This is a genomic window from Microlunatus panaciterrae, assembly GCF_016907535.1.
In the GTDB taxonomy this organism is placed as follows: Bacteria; Actinomycetota; Actinomycetes; order Propionibacteriales; family Propionibacteriaceae; genus Microlunatus; species Microlunatus panaciterrae.
In genome coordinates this window covers 1,577,547-1,595,047 of record NZ_JAFBCF010000001.1, presented here as the reverse complement: position 1 = coordinate 1,595,047, position 17,501 = coordinate 1,577,547, and the positions used below count along the sequence as shown (strand labels likewise).

Below are 17,501 nucleotides of genomic sequence, written 5' to 3'. Positions count from 1 at the left end.
GAGCAAGGGGTAGGGAACGTGTACGGGGGAATCTTAAGAAGTAGGCGTCTCGATCGTGTCCAATTTTGGGCGATCGACGAGTTCGACTTACCCATTTCGGCTTCGCCCGGCGGCTGAATCAGGCCCGCTGCGAGCGGGAAGCGACATCGGGGGAAGTCGAATGACCGGGAAACCAAGCACGACTGTGCTGATCGCCAACCCTGCCGCCGATGTCTACGGCTCTGACCTGCAGATGCTGGCCAGCGTGTCCGCGCTGCGTGCCGAAGGCTGGCGAGTGGTGGTGGCAGTTCCCGCTGACGGCCAGCTCGTACCGCGCCTGCGCGACCTGGGTGCCGAGATCGAGTTCGTGGACTTTCCCGTGCTGCGTCGCGCCTCTGCCAACCCCACCGGACTGGCCAAGTTGGCAGCCGCGGTGACGAGGGCACTGCCCCGCATGCGTCGGCTGATCAAGCGGGTCGACCCGGCGCTGGTCTACGTCAACACCACCACCCTTCCCTGGTGGTTGCTGGCTTCCCGCTCGATGCGGGTGCCGGCCATCTGCCATGTGCACGAGGCCGAAGACAAGGACAGCCGCATGGTCCGAAAGGTCATCACCTGGCCGCTGCGGCTGGCGTCGGCCGTCGTCGCCAATGGACGTTCGGCCTTCGACACGATGGTGGCTGTCGAGCCCCGGCTGAGCGGGAAGGCCCAGATCGTCTACAACGGTGTCCCGGCGGCGTCGCACGAGCCGGAGGAGCCGGCTCGAAGGGACCCGGCCCGGATCGTCGTCGTTGGCCGGCTGTCCCCTCGCAAGGGCGTTCATGTCGCCCTGGAGGCCGTCTCCACCTTGCGTGCCCAGGGCAGGGACGTGGAGATCGAGCTCTGCGGGTCCGCTTTCGAGGGCTACGAGTGGTACGTCGACCAGTTGCGCGCCCGGGCGCGCGACCCGCATCTCGCCGGAGCCGTCACGTTCTCGGGCTACTGTTCGCCGATCTGGCCGGCGCTGGCCCGTGCCGACCTGGTGGTCGCACCGTCCTTCGGTGAGTCCCTGGGGAACGCGGTGGTGGAGGCGCAGTATGCCCTGCGCCCCGTGGTGGCGACGTCGGTCCAGGGGCATCTCGAGACCGTGACCCACGAGCAGACGGGTCTGCTGGTCCCGGTCGATGACGTGGACGCCCTGGCAGCAGCCATAGCCAGACTGTTGGACGACAAGGAGCTGGCGGGCAGGCTGGCCGCCGAGGCACTCAGGCAGGCGCGTCGCCGGTTCTCCACCGAGCGTTACGACCAGGAGATCACCGGGCTGGTACGCCGGGTGGCCGACAGCCGGAGGGCGCTGGCGCACTGAAGCGACAGCACAAAGACGTCAACGAAGAGCAGTAACAATCTCATGGGGGTAAGGATCATGGCAGTACACGAGGCCGCGGGTGCGAGCACACCCGGTCAGGCAAATCTGAGGGACCACAGCGTCATCCTGGGGCTGGGCTACGTCGGGCTACCGCTCGCCCAACAGGCGGTGCGGAGTGGGGTGAAGGTCGTCGGCCTGGACCTGTCCGAGCGCGTCGTCAACGGACTCAACGCGGGTCGCTCGCACGTCGACGACCTGAGCAGCGCAGACATCGACGAGATGCGCGAGAAGGGCTTCTCGGCCACCACCGACCCGAGCGTCATTGTCGACGCCGACACCGTGGTGATCTGCGTGCCGACGCCGCTGTCCGACGACGGCGGCCCTGACCTGTCGGCCGTCCAGTCGGCGGCCGAGACGGTCGGTGACCATCTGCGCAGCGGCACACTCGTCGTGCTGGAGTCGACCACCTACCCGGGCACGACCGACGAGTTCATGCGACCCATCCTGGAGTCCCGCTCGGGTCTGGTGGCGGGCCGTGACTTCTCACTCGCCTTCAGCCCGGAGCGGATCGATCCGGGTCGGCAGGACTTCGGGGTCAAGAACACGCCCAAGGTGGTCGGTGGCTTCAGCCCTGAGTGCACGCGGCAGGCGACCAAGTTCTACTCGCGCTTCATCGACACCGTTGTCGAGGCCCGTGGCACCCGCGAAGCGGAGATGGCCAAGCTGCTCGAGAACACCTACCGGCACGTCAACATCGCCATGGTCAACGAGATGGCCCAGTTCTGCCACGAGCTCGACATCGATCTCTGGAACGTGATCGAGCTGGCCAAGACCAAGCCGTTCGGGTTCCAGGCGTTCTATCCGGGGCCGGGTGTCGGCGGGCACTGCATTCCGATCGACCCGAACTACCTGTCGCACCGGGTCAAGCAACGGCTGGGCTATCCGTTCCGGTTCGTCGAGCTGGCGCAGGAGATCAACGCCTCGATGCCGAACTACGTCGCTCAGCGGGCGCAGAACCTGCTGAACGCGGACAAGCTGGCTATCAACGGCGCGACCGTGCTGCTGCTGGGCGTGACCTACAAGGCGAACATCGGTGACCAGCGGCAGTCTCCGGCGGTCCCACTGGCCAAGCGGCTGCAGCACCTCGGAGCCCAGGTCGTGTTCCACGACCCGCACGTCGAGCAGTGGAATGTCACCGGGGTCACCAAGGCCGACCCGGACCCGATCGCGGCCGCAGCAGCCGCCGATCTCGTCATCCTGGTCCAGAACCACCGTGAGTATGACGTGGATGCCCTGGAGGCGGCATCGACCCGCTTCCTCGACACCCGAGGGGTACCGGGCAGTTCCAGCCGGCTCTGAGACGACAGAAGAGGGCCGCGACCAGTGTCGCGGCCCTCTCCAGCCGTTACCTTTTTCGTGTCCGAAATGTGACCTAGCCGGCGACCCTCAGGATCCGGATGGCGCGGCCGTTGGCCTCGAAGACATTACCGGAGGCAGTCAGCTTGACCTCCGGCGGCGCGAGGAAGACACACTGCTTCTCGTGCCGGTTGGGTCCGAACTTGTTGTTGCGCACCGTCGCCGCCAACGAGTGGTGGTTCCGAGTCTGCAGCTTCAGGCTGCACCAGCCGCTGTCGAGGTAGTTGCCCTCGATGTTCAGGTCTGGGATGGACGCGGTCGACGCGGAGCCGAGGATCGGGAAGTTCTGGATCCCGCGGATGGTGTTGCCCACGATGTCGATATTGCGACCCTGGAGGATCTGGATGCCGTCGCTGTGGGTCGGGCCACCGTTCTGCATCGGGTGCGACGCATACCAGTCGGTCTTCTCCAGCAAGGACCGCTCGATCCGGACGTTGTCACCGTGGATCATGACCGTGTCGACGTTGCCGATGATGTGGATCCGGCGCGCGGTGAAGTTCCAGCCGCGGAGACCGATGAACCACTTCGACGGATGCTCCGCCTTGATCTCGCTGTTCTCGATCACGAAGTTGGCGTAGCCGAAGTTGCTCACCAGCCCCTGGTTGTTGCCGACGGTCTCCCTGCCACCACGGATGATGGAGTTGCTGATCGTGACGTTCTTGGCCTTCACGTTCACGAAACCATGGATGTCGAGGCCGTTGAGGTGGGTGCCTGCCTTGGTGATCGTGATGTTGCCACGATGCTGCTTCAGCTTCGTCCCAGCCGGAACGCCGGTGTTGGCCGCACTCGGCTTGCCGCCGATGATCTTGGTGACAGTGGTCTTGGTGACTACCTTCTTCTTGGGGGCCACCTTCTTGGGCGCCACCTTCTTCTTGGCGATCACCTTTTTCTTGGCCACAGCCTTCTTGGCCGGCGTGGCTGACCTGCTCGTGACGATGATCTTGACCGACTTCGCTGCATTGCTGGGCAGGTAGGCCCAGGTGTTCGCATAGCCCGAGCGGGTGACCCGGCTGGCAGCCCGGTCGTTGATCGTCTTCTGCCAACCCGGCTTGGCCTTGCCGACGACCCAGGCGCGGACGGCCACCTTCACGGGAGTGCTCCCGCTGGCCAGGCCCTCGACCCGGATGGTCTGGCCCGGAAGGGCCTTGCCGGTGATGCTCTGGCTGAGCAGCACGGTCTCGCCGCGGCTGATGCCGACTCGGAGAGTGCCGTTCTTCGTGATCAGGACGCGAGCTCGGTAGCCGGCGGACTTGCCGACCGTACGCAGCTGGACACCGACGTACACGTCGCTCTTGTGCTGCGGGACAACGAACGAGGCGCCCGCGATGCCGTTGGTGAACTTCGGTCCGTACTTGGCGGTTACGGACTTGCCAGGCGCGACGCTCAACCTGGATGCAGCTTCACTGGGAAGTGTGCCTTGCAGCAGAAGTGCTGCGCTGCAGATCGCGGCGAGGAGGACGGCTAGCGTGCGACGCACGGTCCTGGCGACTGCGGGTTGTGGAACTGGTGGGACGGTCTGGGCGGCAGGGGGGCCGTCGAGCATAGGGGGGACTCCTTTATTGGGCAGGCGACTCCCCGAAGTCACCGATACGGCTGCCGTTCCCCCCCGGCAATCTGGACTCCCAGAAGATACAACACATAACGAAAGTGTCACAAACCGCGCGGTTCGCCGTCCCAACCGGCGGGATTTCGGTCACCGTGACCGCTTCCCGATCACGGTTGTGCGGACTTTTCCTGAAATCAGGCCTTCTGCCGTTACCCTTATCTCGCGACGTTAGCGTCGCCAGTGCGTCACGGGGGTGTCGGCATGGGTTCGACAAGCATGAGAGCAGACAAATGATCGAGAATGAGACCGATTCACGCATGCGTGGAAAGTCGCGCCGAGGGTGGATCGCCGGCATCAGCGTACTGATCGCGGTACCGCTGCTGGCGCTCGCCATCTGGCTGACCAACTCCAGCGGCCAGCTGGTGGCACAAGGGGGGCCGACAGCAGCGTCGGCCAGCCCGACGGAGGGGGCATCCTCCGGTCAGCCGACCGCGACAGCCGCCGGATCGAGCAAGCCGAAGACTTCGGCCAAACCGACGAAGGCGCCGACGGCGGCGAAGGCCACCTCCTCGGCCAAGGCCACCAGCCGTCCGAAAGCGACCAAGGCTCCGACTGGGTCGAAGACGACCGCCGCTCCCAGGGCGAAGCCGACTGGCCAGATGAGCACGGTGCCGCCGGGCAAGCCGGCGCCGACCAGGCGCGCCCCGCTCGGCAAGACGGGCGACCTCGGCAATGGGGTCACCGTCACCGTCAGCAAGGTCGAAAGTGTGAAGGGCCAGGCGCACGGGCCGGGCGAGATCGCTGGTCCCGCGCTGCGGATCAGCATCACCGTGGACAACAAGACCAAGAAGGCGGTCCCGATGGAGCTGGCACTGGTGAACCTCTACTACGGCAGTGACCGGACTCCGGCCGGGCCGCTGAGCGGCCCCGGTGCCGATCCGCTGAGCAAGCCGGTGGCCGCCGGCAAGGCCTCCACCGGCACCTACGTGTTCGCAGTCCCGAAGGACCAGCGCGGTGCCATCGAGGTGGAGTTCACCTACACCACGGCAGCGCCCAAGGTCGTGTTCCGGGGTGCAGTGTGAGCGCCCGGTACGTTCGGCGATCGGAAACCGGCCCGCAGCGGACGGCAGGGGAGTCGCATTCCCCGTTCGTCGACCTCCGTGAGCATGCCCGCGCGATCCGCCGGTTCTGGCGCTCGGTCGCGTTGCTGGTGCTGCTGGGCATCGGGGTGGCTGCACTGATCACCTTCCGGACCGCCCCGGTGTACGAGACGCAGACGACCTACTTCGTCGACGCCTCTCTCGGCGGCACCGACTCGGCACTACAGGCTGACGAGTTCGCGCAGCGACGGATCAACTCCTACGTCGGGCTGGTCACCAGCGAGCGGATGGCCAAGGTCATCATCGACGACACTGGTCTCGACCTGCAGCCGGCGGACGTGAGTGCGATGATCACGGCGACGGTCCAGCCGGAGACCGTGCTGCTGGCCGTTGTCGTCGCCGACACCTCCCCGGACCGTTCGCGGCTGATCTCCCAGTCCATCGCCCGCAACCTCGACGAGCAGATCGGGCAGTTGGACAACCGCGGCAAGACGAGCAAGGTTGACGTCAGCGTGCTGTCCGGACCGACGCTGAACCCGACACCGGTGTCACCGCGCACCAAGCTCAATCTGGCGATCGGGCTGTTGCTGGGGCTCGGTCTGGGTGTCGCCCAGGCGATCCTGCGCCAGCAGCTGGACACCAGCTTCCAGACCCGGGACCAGCTGGCCGCGGTGACCGGCGTACCCACGCTCGGCCAACTCAGTTATGACCGGAATGCGAAGTCCTCTCCGGTGCTGACAGCGACGACCGGGCACTCGCGGCGCGCCGAGACCTTCCGGCAGCTGAGGACCAACCTCAGGTTCGTCGACGCGGCTAGCCCTGTCTCAGTGTTGGTGGTGACGTCTGCCGTCGAGAGCGAGGGCAAGACCACCACAGCCATCAACCTGGCGTTGACCTTCGCAGAAGCGGGGAGCCGGGTGCTGCTCATCGATGCCGACTTGCGCAAACCCAAACTGGAGAACTACCTCGACCTGGAGGCGTCGGCCGGGCTGACCAGTGTGCTCATCGGGGAAGCCAACGTAGACGATGTCGTGCAGGACTGGGGTGCCCAGGGGCTACAGGTGCTGGCCAGCGGGCCGATCCCGCCCAACCCGAGCGAGCTGCTCGGCAGCCCGACCATGGAGAAGGTCGTCGCCGAGCTCCGGTCCAGCTATGACGTGGTCGTGATCGACTCACCGCCGCTGCTGCCGGTGACGGATGCCGCCGTCACCTCGGTGCAGGCCGACGGCGTCCTGTTCGTCGTACGTCACGGCAAGACCCGGCGGGACCAGGTGCTGCAGTCGATGAGCCAGCTGGACGGGGTCGACACACGCATCCTCGGCACGGTGCTGAGCATGGCTCCCGGATCGCGCCGCGACAACCTGCCGAACTACTACCAGGAACCGGCCTCCTAGAGGGGGATTGGTGACACATCTGGTCCTGTGGATCGCCGCTTGCGGTCTGCTGGCGTGGTTCACCCGGCACCGCCCGGTGCGCGGTGTCGCCCTGGTCCTGGTGCTGTGGGCGGCCGTGCCGGCCATAGCGGCGCACGTGCTCACCGGGTTGTCCCGCGGGCCGGTGGCCTTCCACCCGGCAACCTGGTTGGTGCTGAGCATTGTCGCCGTGCAGCTGATCTTCGGCCTGCCCCAGCTGGTGGCTGCGCTCAATCGGCACATCTATGTGGTGGTCGCCGTCGGTACCTTCATCTGCGGCGCCTTCGCCACCAACATGGCGTTCAACAGCGGTGGCACCAGGTTGCTGGTCGACCAGGTGGTAGCGCCCTTCCTGGTCTTCTGGATCGTCGTCGCGTTCGGTGACCGGGACCGGCAGGCGCTGCTGCTGCTGCGCAACACCGTGCTGGCGGTCATTGCGGCGCTCTGTGCACTGGCCTTCGTCCAGTTACTCGCAGGCCGAATCCTCTTCTACACCGCCGACTATGAGGCGCTGGACTGGTTCCATCCGGAGAAGTTCGACCGCTGGATGGGGACCACTGACAGCCCGTTGGTGTTGTCGTTGGGCATCTGCATCGCTGCTCCGTTGACGGTCAGCCTGAGGCGCGACCTGATCCGGTTCGCCCTGCTGGGGTGCTACCTGGTCGGCGTCATCATCACCCAGTCCCGTACGGGTGGGGTGATGCTGGCCGCCATCCTGCTCTACATCGTCATCCGCGCGCCGATGCGGCTGTGGGCTCGGACGCTCTACGCGATGCTGATGGCGATCGCCGGGTATGTGGCGCTTACGTCGACGCTGGCCAGTGGGCTGAACGCGCGCATCGCCAATGACACCGGTTCCGCCGAGGCACGTGCCACCGCGCTGCGTTTCTTCACCAACCACTGGCTCGACTACGCGTTCACCGGACAGGGACTCACCTCGAGCTATCAGATCGCCCGGAACGCTGGATTGATCACCAGCCTGGAGAGCTCATATCTGATGTATGCCGTGGACACCGGCATCATTCTGGCGACCGTCTACTTCGGCGCGCAGCTGTGCCTGATCCTCCGGCACGCCGGACAGAAGGGACTGCGCGGAGTCACTGTGGCGGCCCTGGTCGGGTTTGTCCTCCAGCACACCTTCAGCGCTGTGGCCGGAGCCAACCTGAGCGGCACGCTGATCTGGGTCGTGATCGGTATGACGGTGATCGGCTCGTCCTGCCCCGCCGCCCGCCGCCCCGAGCCGTCCCGCCGCCTCGAGCCCTCACTTCGGGCCCAGCCCGTCAACGCGCCCTAGCTTGGTGCCGCGCCCTGAGCTTGGTGCCGCGCCCTGAGCTTGGTGCCGCGCCCCGAGCTTCATGACGCGCCCCGAGCTTCATGACGCGCCCTGAGCTTGTCGAAGGGCCTTGGTTCGGGTGTTCGTGTACGCCCTTCGACAAGCTCAGGGCGCATACCGGGCGGTCTCAGGGCGCGTACCGGGCGGTCTCAGGGCGCGTACCGGTCGGCCTCAGGGCGCGTACCGGGCAGGCTCAGGGGGTGTGACTGAGCCCTGACAGCAGGGCGACGTCATCGGGGGTGTAGAGGTTGGAGATCCATTTGTCGTTGCCGCCCTGACCCACATTGGACGCGACGAGTGTCTGTTCCTGGGTCCCCGGAATCACCGGGAAATGGACGGGCGTACGAGAGATCTGCCGGACCGGAATCCCGGCGCGGAGGGCGACCCAGTGCAGCCAGATGTCGTCCGCCGCGGGGCAGACGTCCATGAAGGCGGCACCGCGCCGAGCGAGCTCCGCCAGCATCCTGACCGGGTAGAGGACGCCGGAGACGCCGGTCGCCAGCAGGTCGGGGCCGGGCAGAGTCGTCTTGCACATCGGCCAACTGTTGTAGGGCGCCAGCGCCTGTCCCGAGGTCAGGATCCGGGCAGCGCGATAGCAGCTGACGAGGTCTGGGCGCGCCGATGCTGCCCGGTACAGCCGGGACAGCCAGTTCGGCGGATAGAGCACATCGTCGTCCGCGGTCACCAGCGGCAGGCGGTGCTCGGCCTCCGACTGGACGTAGGGAAAATACTTGGTGTGCGGGCCGTAGTTCTGCGCCATCCGGATCTCCAGGCCACGCTGCTCGAGTCGCCGCAGGGACGCCGGCCGGCTGTCGAAGACCGCCTGGTTGTCCAGCCACAAGATCAGCCGGCGTGGCTTCAGCCGGCCGCTGGCGATGGACTCGATGGCGTAGGCGACGCTCTGCACCCGCCGCCCATAGCTGGTCAATGAGACAACGACATCGGCGTCTCCGGTCACGGTGGCCGACGAGTGGCGGTTGCGGACCTTCAGCGCAGCCAGCCAGACATGGCTGAGCGCGCGCTTGGACTTCTTGCGTAACCACCGATAACCGCTCCGCCCGGTGCGGATGACAGCCCAGTCAGGCAAGGCGGGAGAGCTCATGACTTCTTTCCCCGTCCGTACTCGGTGTAGACGACGCCCCAGGCGCCGCAGAGCATGCCGAAGCCCTTGATCATGGTCCTGCTGCCGCGCGCGTGATGAACCTTCGACCGGCTCAGCAAACCGGAGGCTGCCCGCAGGCCACCGAAGGCGATCCGGGCCAGGCCGCCGGCTGTCAGCTTGAGTCGGGTGACCATTTTGCGGACTGGGTTGGTCTGCCAGGTGAGCTCGATCCGGCTCTGGCCGTTACCGTTTCGAAATGCGCGCTGCAGCACCCAGGCGCGAGTTGAGCGCTTGCTGGGGACCTTGTCGACGACGGCGGCGCCCTCACTCCAGATGATCTTCCGGCCGCTCCGGGTGATGTGGTAGGTGAAGACGGTGTCGGAGCCTCCGGTCAGCCCGAACTCGGGGTCGAAGCGGAGCGGTCCGAGCTCGTTGAGCTGCCGGACGTCCAGCAGCAGGTTGCCGGAGCCGGCCGCGGGCCGCTCGGCTCCGTCCGGGAACTGCTTGCGGACGAAGAACCCGCCGGCGACGATCCACGGGTCGGGCTCGGTCTCGTAGTCGGGCAGCACTGGGCCGGCGGCGCCGGCGCAGCCGGTGCGCCGGTAGGTCTCGATCATCGACTGCAGCCAGGTCTCGGTGGGGCGCTCATCGTCGTCGAGGAAGATCAACAAGTGTGCATCGGCGGCCTCGTCGAGGGCGCGATTGCGGGCGTAGGCGATGCCCGGCGTGGGCTCGTGCACGTAAGTGACCAGCGACGCGTCGTCCAGCACTGCGGCGAACCCGGCCACCGTCTCCCGGGCGCTCGCAGCGGGGTCGTTGTCGATCACCATCACCGAGACCTGCTCGTCAACGCCGTCCATCTGCTTGATCAGCAACGGCAGCAGCTCTGCCAGATCAGCCGGCCGCTTGTAGGTCAGCACGGCGATCACGACATGGCCGACCTGATCGACGACGGTCATCTTCTCTCCATTCAACGATCCACTCAGATCATGCAGGAGCAGCCTAAGGCCGACTCCGCACGATCGCTATCCGACGCCCAGGATTCCCTTCGCCGCGACGACCGTACGTCGCAGCGCCTTGCGGTGCGCCAACCACAGCACGGCCAGTCCGACGACCAGGTAGCTCACGATGCCCAGCACCAGCGTCCAGGCGTCGTGCCAGCCGATCAGCCTGACCAGCAGGTAGGCCGCAGCGGCCCAGAGGCTGCCGTGGACGGCGGGCAGCATGGTGCGGAGCTGGTCGCGGATCCGCACGGCGGAGAGGTTCCGCTGGATGAGCAGCATCACCGGCGTCAACAGGAACCCTGCCGTGGTCAGACCGACGGCGACGCCGAGCAGACCGAACTGCAGCCCGACCACGATGCCGGTGAGCTGGACGCTGGTCGCCACGATCTCATAGCGCATGATCAGCTTGCCGCGGCCCATCGCCCGCATCAGGGACTGAGTCGTCGACATCACGGTCTCCCGTGCGCCGGCGATCGCGAGCACCGACAGGATCGGCGCGGTCGGCAGCCACCGATCGCCCAGTACCACCGAGATCATCTCGGGTGCGGCGACGGCGACCAGCACCATCGGCGGCACCGCAGCCATCGCCAGCAGCTCGGTCACCTTCACCAGAATCGCAGCCACCCGCTGTCGATCCGCGGCCACGCGTGCGAGGGTCGGGAAGGTGACCCGATTGACCGTCTGTCCGAGCATCTGCACCGGAATCACCAGCACTCGATAGGCCATCGAGTAGTAGGAGAGTGACGTGACGCCCAGATAGCGGCCGACCAGGATGTTGTCGCAGTTCCTGGAGAAGAAGGCCAACCCGTTGCTGGCGAAGATGCGCAGGCTGAACGGCAGGATCGGGCCCAACAGGCCGAGGTGCAGATTGGGTCGGGTGCCGCGGGTCTTCGCCAGCAGCACGACGGCGATCACGACGTCAGTGGTGATCACCTGCCACGCCATCGCCCAGTAGCCGGCGCCGAGCAGGGCGGCGGTGATGCCGACCACCGCGCCGACGACCCCGCCGGCGATGTCGCCGACACCGATCACCTTGAAGCCGAGCCGCCGCAGCTGCATCGCCCGCGGGGTGATGGCCAGGGCCTTGATCAAGAGGCCGAAGGCCAGCACCCGTAACAGCCCGGTGAGGTCGGCAACGTGGAAGAAGCCGGCGATGAGGGGAGCGCAGACGAAGGTGATCACGGCCAGCACTAGGCCCGCGAGCAGGTTCATGGTCGCCACTGCGCCGGGAGACCGGGGGTCGAGGGTCGGTCGCTGCACCAGTGCGGGTGCCAGCCCTTGATCAAGAAAGAGAGTGGTCAGGGTGACGTAGACGCTGGCGGCGCTGATCACGCCATAGCTGTCGGGGCCGAGGAGGCGGGCGAGCACGAGGGCGCAGATCATCTGCGAGGCCTGCCGGCCGACGACCGCCATTCCGCTCCACCGGACCGAGTGGTGGCCGCGCCCGGCGACCTCTCCAGGTCGCTGCTCTGTCTTCATCCCCGAATTCACCTGCCGATGGTAACGGGGCCGGGGAGGCGCCGCTGAGGTCTGTGCGATTGGTGGACCACAGTGTAACGATCTTGGTCTGATAACGGCTTGGTAACCATTGTCTTCGACTCGCCGGGCGGGCCCGGCGTCCTCTAGACTCTGGGCTGCCGGCCTATTACATGGGTGAGCATCCGAATGGCCGGTGTTGCAAGCGCTAGTGGGTCGGGGGACCCAGAAAATGGGATCTGCTATGCCGCACGTCATCGACACGTCCATCCTGGGCAGCGCTATGTCCGGTGGACTCTGCAGACCTCTCACGACGGAACCCTTCACGCCATGCACTAGTGGTGCTCGACAGTTCCCATTCCGCCAGTGCGGAACCACCGTCAAGATCGAGGTCCACTCATGACCGGTAAGTTGCTTCACCGAGTGAAGGCGGCCGCAGTCATCGCTGTTGCCGCCATGTCTGTCTCCCTACTTCAAGTGCCGGTGTCTGCGTACGCGGACACCGCCCCGCCCGATCCCACGGATCCGAAGACGCCGGTCTCGGTGGCTGCGGATCCGCTGCCGACTGTGCAGATCGACGGTGTCGCCTGGGCCCAGCTGGTGGTGGGCAACACCGTCTACGTTGGCGGGAGCTTCACCACCGCCCGGCCGGCCGGTTCGGCACCGGGGACCAACACCACAGCGCGAGCGAACTTGCTCGCGTACGACATCCGCACTGGCGAGCTGATCTCCTCGTGGGCGCCGACGACGAACTCCGACGTCCGGACGCTGGTCGCGTCACCGGACAAGACGCGGATCTACGTCGGCGGATCGTTCACCCAGGTGAACGGCGGGAACTATGCGCGGATTGCCGCTCTCGATGCGAAGACGGGAGCGGTGATCCCGACCTTCCATCCGCGGCCCGATGCAACGGTCCGCGCCATTGTCGCGACCTCCGACACGGTCTATTTCGGCGGTCTGCTGTCCCAGGTGGACGGCGTGACCCGCACTCGTGCTGCGGCCGTCCGCGCCTCTGACGCGGCGCTGCTGTCCTGGTCTCCGGTCCTGACCGGCGGCTCGGTGCACTCCATGGTGATGTCACCGGACGGTTCCAAGATCGTCATCGGCGGCTCCTTCACGGCAGCGAACGGCTCCTCCAACCCGGGCTACGGCCTGGTTATGGTGACTCCGGACACGGCGACCTCACTGCCGTTGCCTGCCAACAACAAGGTGCGTAACGGCGGTGATAGCTCCGCCATCCTGTCGCTGACCACGGACGCTGACAGCTTCTACGCCTCCGGCTTCGTGTTCGGTGCCGGCGGCAACCTGGAGGGGGTCAGCCGGATCCGCTGGGCCGACGGTGGCCTGGAGTGGGTCGAGGACTGCCATGGCGACAGCTACGGCACGTTCCCCAAGGGCGACCTCATCTACGTCTCCAGCCACTCTCACTACTGTGGCAACCTGCCCGATGGCTTCCCGCAGACGGACCCCTGGACCATGCACTACGGCACCGCCTTCACCAAGGCGACCACCGGCGTGCTGACCGCTGACCCGCTCGGCTACGCGAACTGGGCCGGCACGCCGTCTCCGTCGCTGCAGAAGTGGCTGCCCAAGCTGGTCAACGGTACCTACACGGGCCAGGGCCAGGCCGGCTGGAACGTCGTCGGCAATGCCGACTACGTCGCTATCGGCGGCGAGTTCCCGACGGCCGGCGGCATCGCCCAACAGGGTCTGGTGCGCTACGCGGTGAAGTCGATCGCGCCCAACAAGGTCGGCCCGGAGGTGACCGGAGCGAAGTTCAACCCGAACGTCACCTCCTTCGCCCGTGGCACGGCCCGGATCAGCTGGCAGGCCAACTGGGACCGCGACAACGAGCTGCTCCGCTATGAGGTGATCCGCGACGGCGTGATGATCAACGAGTCGACCCAGCTGTCGTCGGAGTGGACACGCCCCGCGATGGGCTTCCTGGACACCGGACTCGTTCCGGGCAGCACCCACAAGTACAGGGTGTTCGCGATCGACCCGTTCGGCAACTACGCCCGCTCCGACTACGTGAGCGTGGTGGTCTCGGAGGACGGTGACATCAGCACCTATGCCCAGGGTGTGCTCGACGACAAGGCGACGAACTACTGGCGTCTGGGCGAGCCCTCCGGGGACACGGTCTATGACTGGGCCGGCTACGGCGACGCCACTGTGCGGTCCGGCGTGACCCGTGGCGCCGACGGCGCCATCATCGGCGACACCAACAAGGCGGCGAGCTTCTCCGCGAACGACAACGGCCTGGTCTCGCAGTCGATCACCCAGAAGGGCCCGGACACGTTCACCACCGAGGCCTGGATCAAGACCACCACGAGGAAGGGTGGCAAGATCATCGGGTTCGGCAGCAACCCGACAGGGGACAGCTCGAGCTATGACCGGCACGTCTACATGGGCAACGACGGCCGGATCAACTTCGGCGTCTACCCCGGGGGCGTCCGGCTGGTCACGTCGCCGTTGTCCTACAACGACGGTGAGTGGCACCACGTGGTCAGCTCGCTGAGCACCAGCGGGATGCAGCTGTTCGTCGACGGCCGCAGGGTCGCCAACCGGACCGACACCACGACCGGGCAGGCCTACATGGGCGTGTGGCGGATCGGCGGTGACAACATCGGCGGCTGGCCGAACTCGCCGACGAGCAAGTACTTCGACGGCGTGATCGACGATGTTGCGGTCTACCCAACGGCGCTGACGGCTACCCAGATCCGCAAGCACTACGTCGACAGCGGTCGCTCCCTGGCCGGCTCGGTCGCGCCTGCTGACGACTACGGCAAGGCGGTCTACAACAGCGAGCCCGACCTCTACTGGCGGCTGAACGAGGCCACCGGAACGGCGGCCGCGGACTCTTCGCCCAACTTCCAGGCGGGCACCTACAACGGTGGCTATACCTTGGGTTCGCCGAGCGGGGTCGGCCTCTCGACCGACACGTCGGTGACGCTGGACGGCACGAACGGTGCCGTGGCCTCGAACAACACGTTCGTGAACCCCACGACGTACTCCGAGGAGCTGTGGTTCAAGACCGCCACCACCAACGGTGGCAAGCTGATCGGTTTCGGCAACGCCCAGTTCGGGTCGTCGTCCGGGTATGACCGGCACGTCTACATGCTCAACAGCGGCCAGCTGCGGTTCGGTGTCTGGACCGGGCAGACCAACGTGATCGACAGTCCGTCGAGCTACAACGACGACAAGTGGCACCATCTGGTGGCAAGCCAGGGTGCCGATGGCATGAAGCTGTATGTCGATGACCAGCTGGTCGGCACCAACCCGCAGACCGGGGCCCAGGACTACACGGGGTACTGGCGCGTGGGTGGCGACAACCAGTGGGGTGACGCCAACAGCAACTACTTCGCCGGCAGCATCGACGAGGTCGCCGTCTACTCCAAGGTGCTGACCACAGCGGAGATCCAGGACCACTTCCTCAAGGGCGGCGGCACGCTGCCCAACGCGAAGCCGGTGGCTGCGTTCTCGTTTGAGGTGTCTGATCTGTCGGTGGCGTTTGATGGGTCGGGGTCGTCGGATTCTGATGGTTCGGTGGCGTCGTATGCGTGGGACTTCGGTGATGGTGGGTCGAGTGATGTGGCCAAGCCGAGCCATGTGTTTGCTGCGGCGGGTGACTATCAGGTGAAGCTGACGGTGACTGATGACAAGGGTGCGACCGATTCGGTGACGAAGACGGTGACGGCTGTTGCTCCGCCGGCGAATGTGAAGCCGGTGGCTGCGTTCTCGTTTGAGGTGTCTGATCTGTCGGTGGCGTTTGATGGGTCGGGGTCGTCGGATTCTGATGGTTCGGTGGCGTCGTATGCGTGGGACTTCGGTGATGGTGGGTCGAGTGATGTGGCCAAGCCGAGCCATGTGTTTGCTGCGGCGGGTGACTATCAGGTGAAGCTGACGGTGACTGATGACAAGGGTGCGACCGATTCGGTGACGAAGACGGTGACGGCTGTTGCTCCGCCGGCGAATGTGAAGCCGGTGGCTGCGTTCTCGTTTGAGGTGTCTGATCTGTCGGTGGCGTTTGATGGGTCGGAGTCGTCGGATTCTGATGGTTCGGTGGCGTCGTATGCGTGGGACTTCGGTGATGGTGGGTCGAGTGATGTGGCCAAGCCGAGCCATGTGTTTGCTGCGGCGGGTGACTATCAGGTGAAGCTGACGGTGACTGATGACAAGGGTGCGACCGATTCGGTGACGAAGACGGTGACGGCTGTTGCTGCTCCGGTGGGTGGTCCGCTGGCTGCGGATGCGTTTGGTCGGAGTGTGACGGGTGGTTGGGGTTCTGCCGATACGGGTGGGGCCTGGACGACGTCGGGTTCGTCGACGTACTACTCGGTGTCGGGTGGGGTCGGTCATATCCGGAGCCCGTTGGCGGCGCGTGGTGGTGCGGTGACGCTGAAGTCGGTGTCGTCGACGGATACCGATGTGTCGGTGACGGTGTCGTTGGACAAGGTCGCTGATGGTGGCGGGACCTATGTTTCGCTGGGTGGTCGGGCGAATGATGCCGGTGACTACCGGGCGAAGGTGAAGGTGCTGTCGACCGGTCGGGTGGTGTTGTATCTGGTGAAGGTGGTCGGGTCGACGGAGACGACGTTGAAGTCGTTGAACCTGCCGTCGTCGTTGACCTATGTGGCTGGTAGCCCGTTGCAGGTGCGGTTGCAGGTGGCGGGGACGTCGCCGACGACGGTGCAGGCGAAGGTGTGGCAGGGTACGGAGCCGTCGGCGTGGCAGTTGTCGACGACGGACTCGACCAGCGGGTTGCAGGATCCGGGTGGTATCGCCCTGGTGACCTATGTCTCCGGGACGACGACCAACACCCCGATCGACATCACCTTCGACAACCTGTCGGCGAACGCGCAGGACGCGCCTCCGCCGGCGAATGTGAAGCCGGTGGCTGCGTTCTCGTTTGTGGTGTCTGATCTGTCGGTGGCGTTTGATGGGTCGGGGTCGTCGGATTCTGATGGTTCGGTGGCGTCGTATGCGTGGGACTTCGGTGATGGTGGGTCGAGTGATGTGGCCAAGCCGAGCCATGTGTTTGCTGCGGCGGGTGACTATCAGGTGAAGCTGACGGTGACTGATGACAAGGGTGCGACCGATTCGGTGACGAAGACGGTGACGGCTGTTGCTGCTCCGGTGGGTGGTCCGCTGGCTGCGGATGCGTTTGGTCGGAGTGTGACGGGTGGTTGGGGTTCTGCCGATACGGGTGGGGCCTGGACGACGTCGGGTTCGTCGACGTACTACTCGGTGTCGGGTGGGGTCGGTCATATCCGGAGCCCGTTGGCGGCGCGTGGTGGTGCGGTGACGCTGAAGTCGGTGTCGTCGACGGATACCGATGTGTCGGTGACGGTGTCGTTGGACAAGGTCGCTGATGGTGGCGGGACCTATGTTTCGCTGGGTGGTCGGGCGAATGATGCCGGTGACTACCGGGCGAAGGTGAAGGTGCTGTCGACCGGTCGGGTGGTGTTGTATCTGGTGAAGGTGGTCGGGTCGACGGAGACGACGTTGAAGTCGTTGAACCTGCCGTCGTCGTTGACCTATGTGGCTGGTAGCCCGTTGCAGGTGCGGTTGCAGGTGGCGGGGACGTCGCCGACGACGGTGCAGGCGAAGGTGTGGCAGGGTACGGAGCCGTCGGCGTGGCAGTTGTCGACGACGGACTCGACCAGCGGGTTGCAGGATCCGGGTGGTATCGCCCTGGTGACCTATGTCTCCGGGACGACGACCAACACCCCGATCGACATCACCTTCGACGATCTGCTGGCCAAGGGCTCGCAGAACTGACCTGGTG

General features: G+C 65.9%; 11 protein-coding genes. 6 read left to right on the top strand and 5 right to left on the bottom strand.

Features of this window, described 5'->3' with window-relative positions; translation table 11 throughout:
* Nucleotides 1-160: 160 nt before the first annotated feature.
* Nucleotides 161-1,324 carry a glycosyltransferase family 4 protein gene (locus tag JOE57_RS07225; protein WP_204917052.1) on the top strand — a complete coding sequence of 388 codons (1,164 nt, stop codon included), beginning with the start codon at nt 161-163 and terminating at the stop codon, nt 1,322-1,324.
* A gap of 57 nt (nt 1,325-1,381) precedes the next feature.
* On the top strand, nt 1,382-2,683 hold the full coding sequence (locus tag JOE57_RS07220; protein ID WP_204917051.1) for a nucleotide sugar dehydrogenase: 1,302 nt from the start codon (nt 1,382-1,384) through the stop codon (nt 2,681-2,683).
* Between the two features lie 73 nt (nt 2,684-2,756).
* Here JOE57_RS07220 and JOE57_RS07215 read toward each other — a convergent pair whose 3' ends face one another.
* Both JOE57_RS07215 and JOE57_RS07210 read right to left on the bottom strand, forming a co-directional pair.
* Nucleotides 2,757-4,127, bottom strand: coding sequence for a right-handed parallel beta-helix repeat-containing protein (locus JOE57_RS07215; protein ID WP_204920586.1), 1,371 nt, complete (start codon nt 4,125-4,127; stop codon nt 2,757-2,759).
* Nucleotides 4,128-4,767: 640 nt separating this feature from the next.
* Nucleotides 4,768-4,953, bottom strand: a complete 186-nt coding sequence (locus JOE57_RS07210) for a hypothetical protein (RefSeq protein ID WP_204917050.1) — start codon at nt 4,951-4,953, stop codon at nt 4,768-4,770.
* Between JOE57_RS07210 and JOE57_RS07205 the strand changes: the two genes are divergently transcribed.
* The 3 genes from JOE57_RS07205 to JOE57_RS07195 are packed head-to-tail and all read left to right on the top strand — an operon-like array spanning nt 4,946 to nt 8,092.
* Nucleotides 4,946-5,368: a hypothetical protein gene (locus tag JOE57_RS07205; protein ID WP_204917049.1), complete on the top strand. Its 423-nt coding sequence runs from the start codon at nt 4,946-4,948 to the stop codon at nt 5,366-5,368. The genes JOE57_RS07210 and JOE57_RS07205 overlap by 8 nt on opposite strands.
* Nucleotides 5,365-6,780: a polysaccharide biosynthesis tyrosine autokinase gene (locus JOE57_RS07200; protein WP_204917048.1), complete on the top strand. Its 1,416-nt coding sequence runs from the start codon at nt 5,365-5,367 to the stop codon at nt 6,778-6,780. The genes JOE57_RS07205 and JOE57_RS07200 overlap by 4 nt, the downstream gene beginning before the upstream one ends.
* 10 nt (nt 6,781-6,790) lie before the next feature.
* A complete protein-coding gene (locus tag JOE57_RS07195) occupies nt 6,791-8,092 on the top strand; it encodes an O-antigen ligase family protein (protein WP_204917047.1) in 1,302 nt (433 codons plus the stop codon).
* A gap of 232 nt (nt 8,093-8,324) precedes the next feature.
* On the opposite strand, the gene JOE57_RS07190 is transcribed toward JOE57_RS07195, so the two are convergent.
* From JOE57_RS07190 to JOE57_RS07180, 3 genes are all read right to left on the bottom strand, one after another.
* Nucleotides 8,325-9,233, bottom strand: coding sequence for a hypothetical protein (locus JOE57_RS07190; RefSeq protein WP_204917046.1), 909 nt, complete (start codon nt 9,231-9,233; stop codon nt 8,325-8,327).
* Nucleotides 9,230-10,192: a glycosyltransferase family 2 protein gene (locus JOE57_RS07185; RefSeq protein ID WP_204917045.1), complete on the bottom strand. Its 963-nt coding sequence runs from the start codon at nt 10,190-10,192 to the stop codon at nt 9,230-9,232. Before JOE57_RS07185 ends, JOE57_RS07190 begins: the two co-directional genes overlap by 4 nt.
* Before the next feature lie 66 nt (nt 10,193-10,258).
* On the bottom strand, nt 10,259-11,716 hold the full coding sequence (locus JOE57_RS07180; protein ID WP_204917044.1) for a lipopolysaccharide biosynthesis protein: 1,458 nt from the start codon (nt 11,714-11,716) through the stop codon (nt 10,259-10,261).
* 480 nt (nt 11,717-12,196) lie between these two features.
* Here JOE57_RS07180 and JOE57_RS07175 point away from each other — a divergent pair, with 480 nt between their 5' ends.
* Nucleotides 12,197-17,494: a PKD domain-containing protein gene (locus JOE57_RS07175; RefSeq protein ID WP_204917043.1), complete on the top strand. Its 5,298-nt coding sequence runs from the start codon at nt 12,197-12,199 to the stop codon at nt 17,492-17,494.
* Nucleotides 17,495-17,501 lie beyond the last annotated feature (7 nt).

Bases quoted from the DNA above. Each gene is read 5' to 3' on its own strand.
- JOE57_RS07225 (WP_204917052.1), top strand. From the start codon at position 161: ATGACCGGGAAACCAAGCACGACTGTGCTGATCGCCAACCCTGCCGCC.
- JOE57_RS07220 (WP_204917051.1), top strand. From the start codon at position 1,382: ATGGCAGTACACGAGGCCGCGGGTGCGAGCACACCCGGTCAGGCAAAT.
- JOE57_RS07180 (WP_204917044.1), bottom strand. From the start codon at position 11,716: ATGAAGACAGAGCAGCGACCTGGAGAGGTCGCCGGGCGCGGCCACCAC.
- JOE57_RS07205 (WP_204917049.1), top strand. From the start codon at position 4,946: ATGAGCACGGTGCCGCCGGGCAAGCCGGCGCCGACCAGGCGCGCCCCG.
- JOE57_RS07185 (WP_204917045.1), bottom strand. From the start codon at position 10,192: ATGACCGTCGTCGATCAGGTCGGCCATGTCGTGATCGCCGTGCTGACC.
- JOE57_RS07190 (WP_204917046.1), bottom strand. From the start codon at position 9,233: ATGAGCTCTCCCGCCTTGCCTGACTGGGCTGTCATCCGCACCGGGCGG.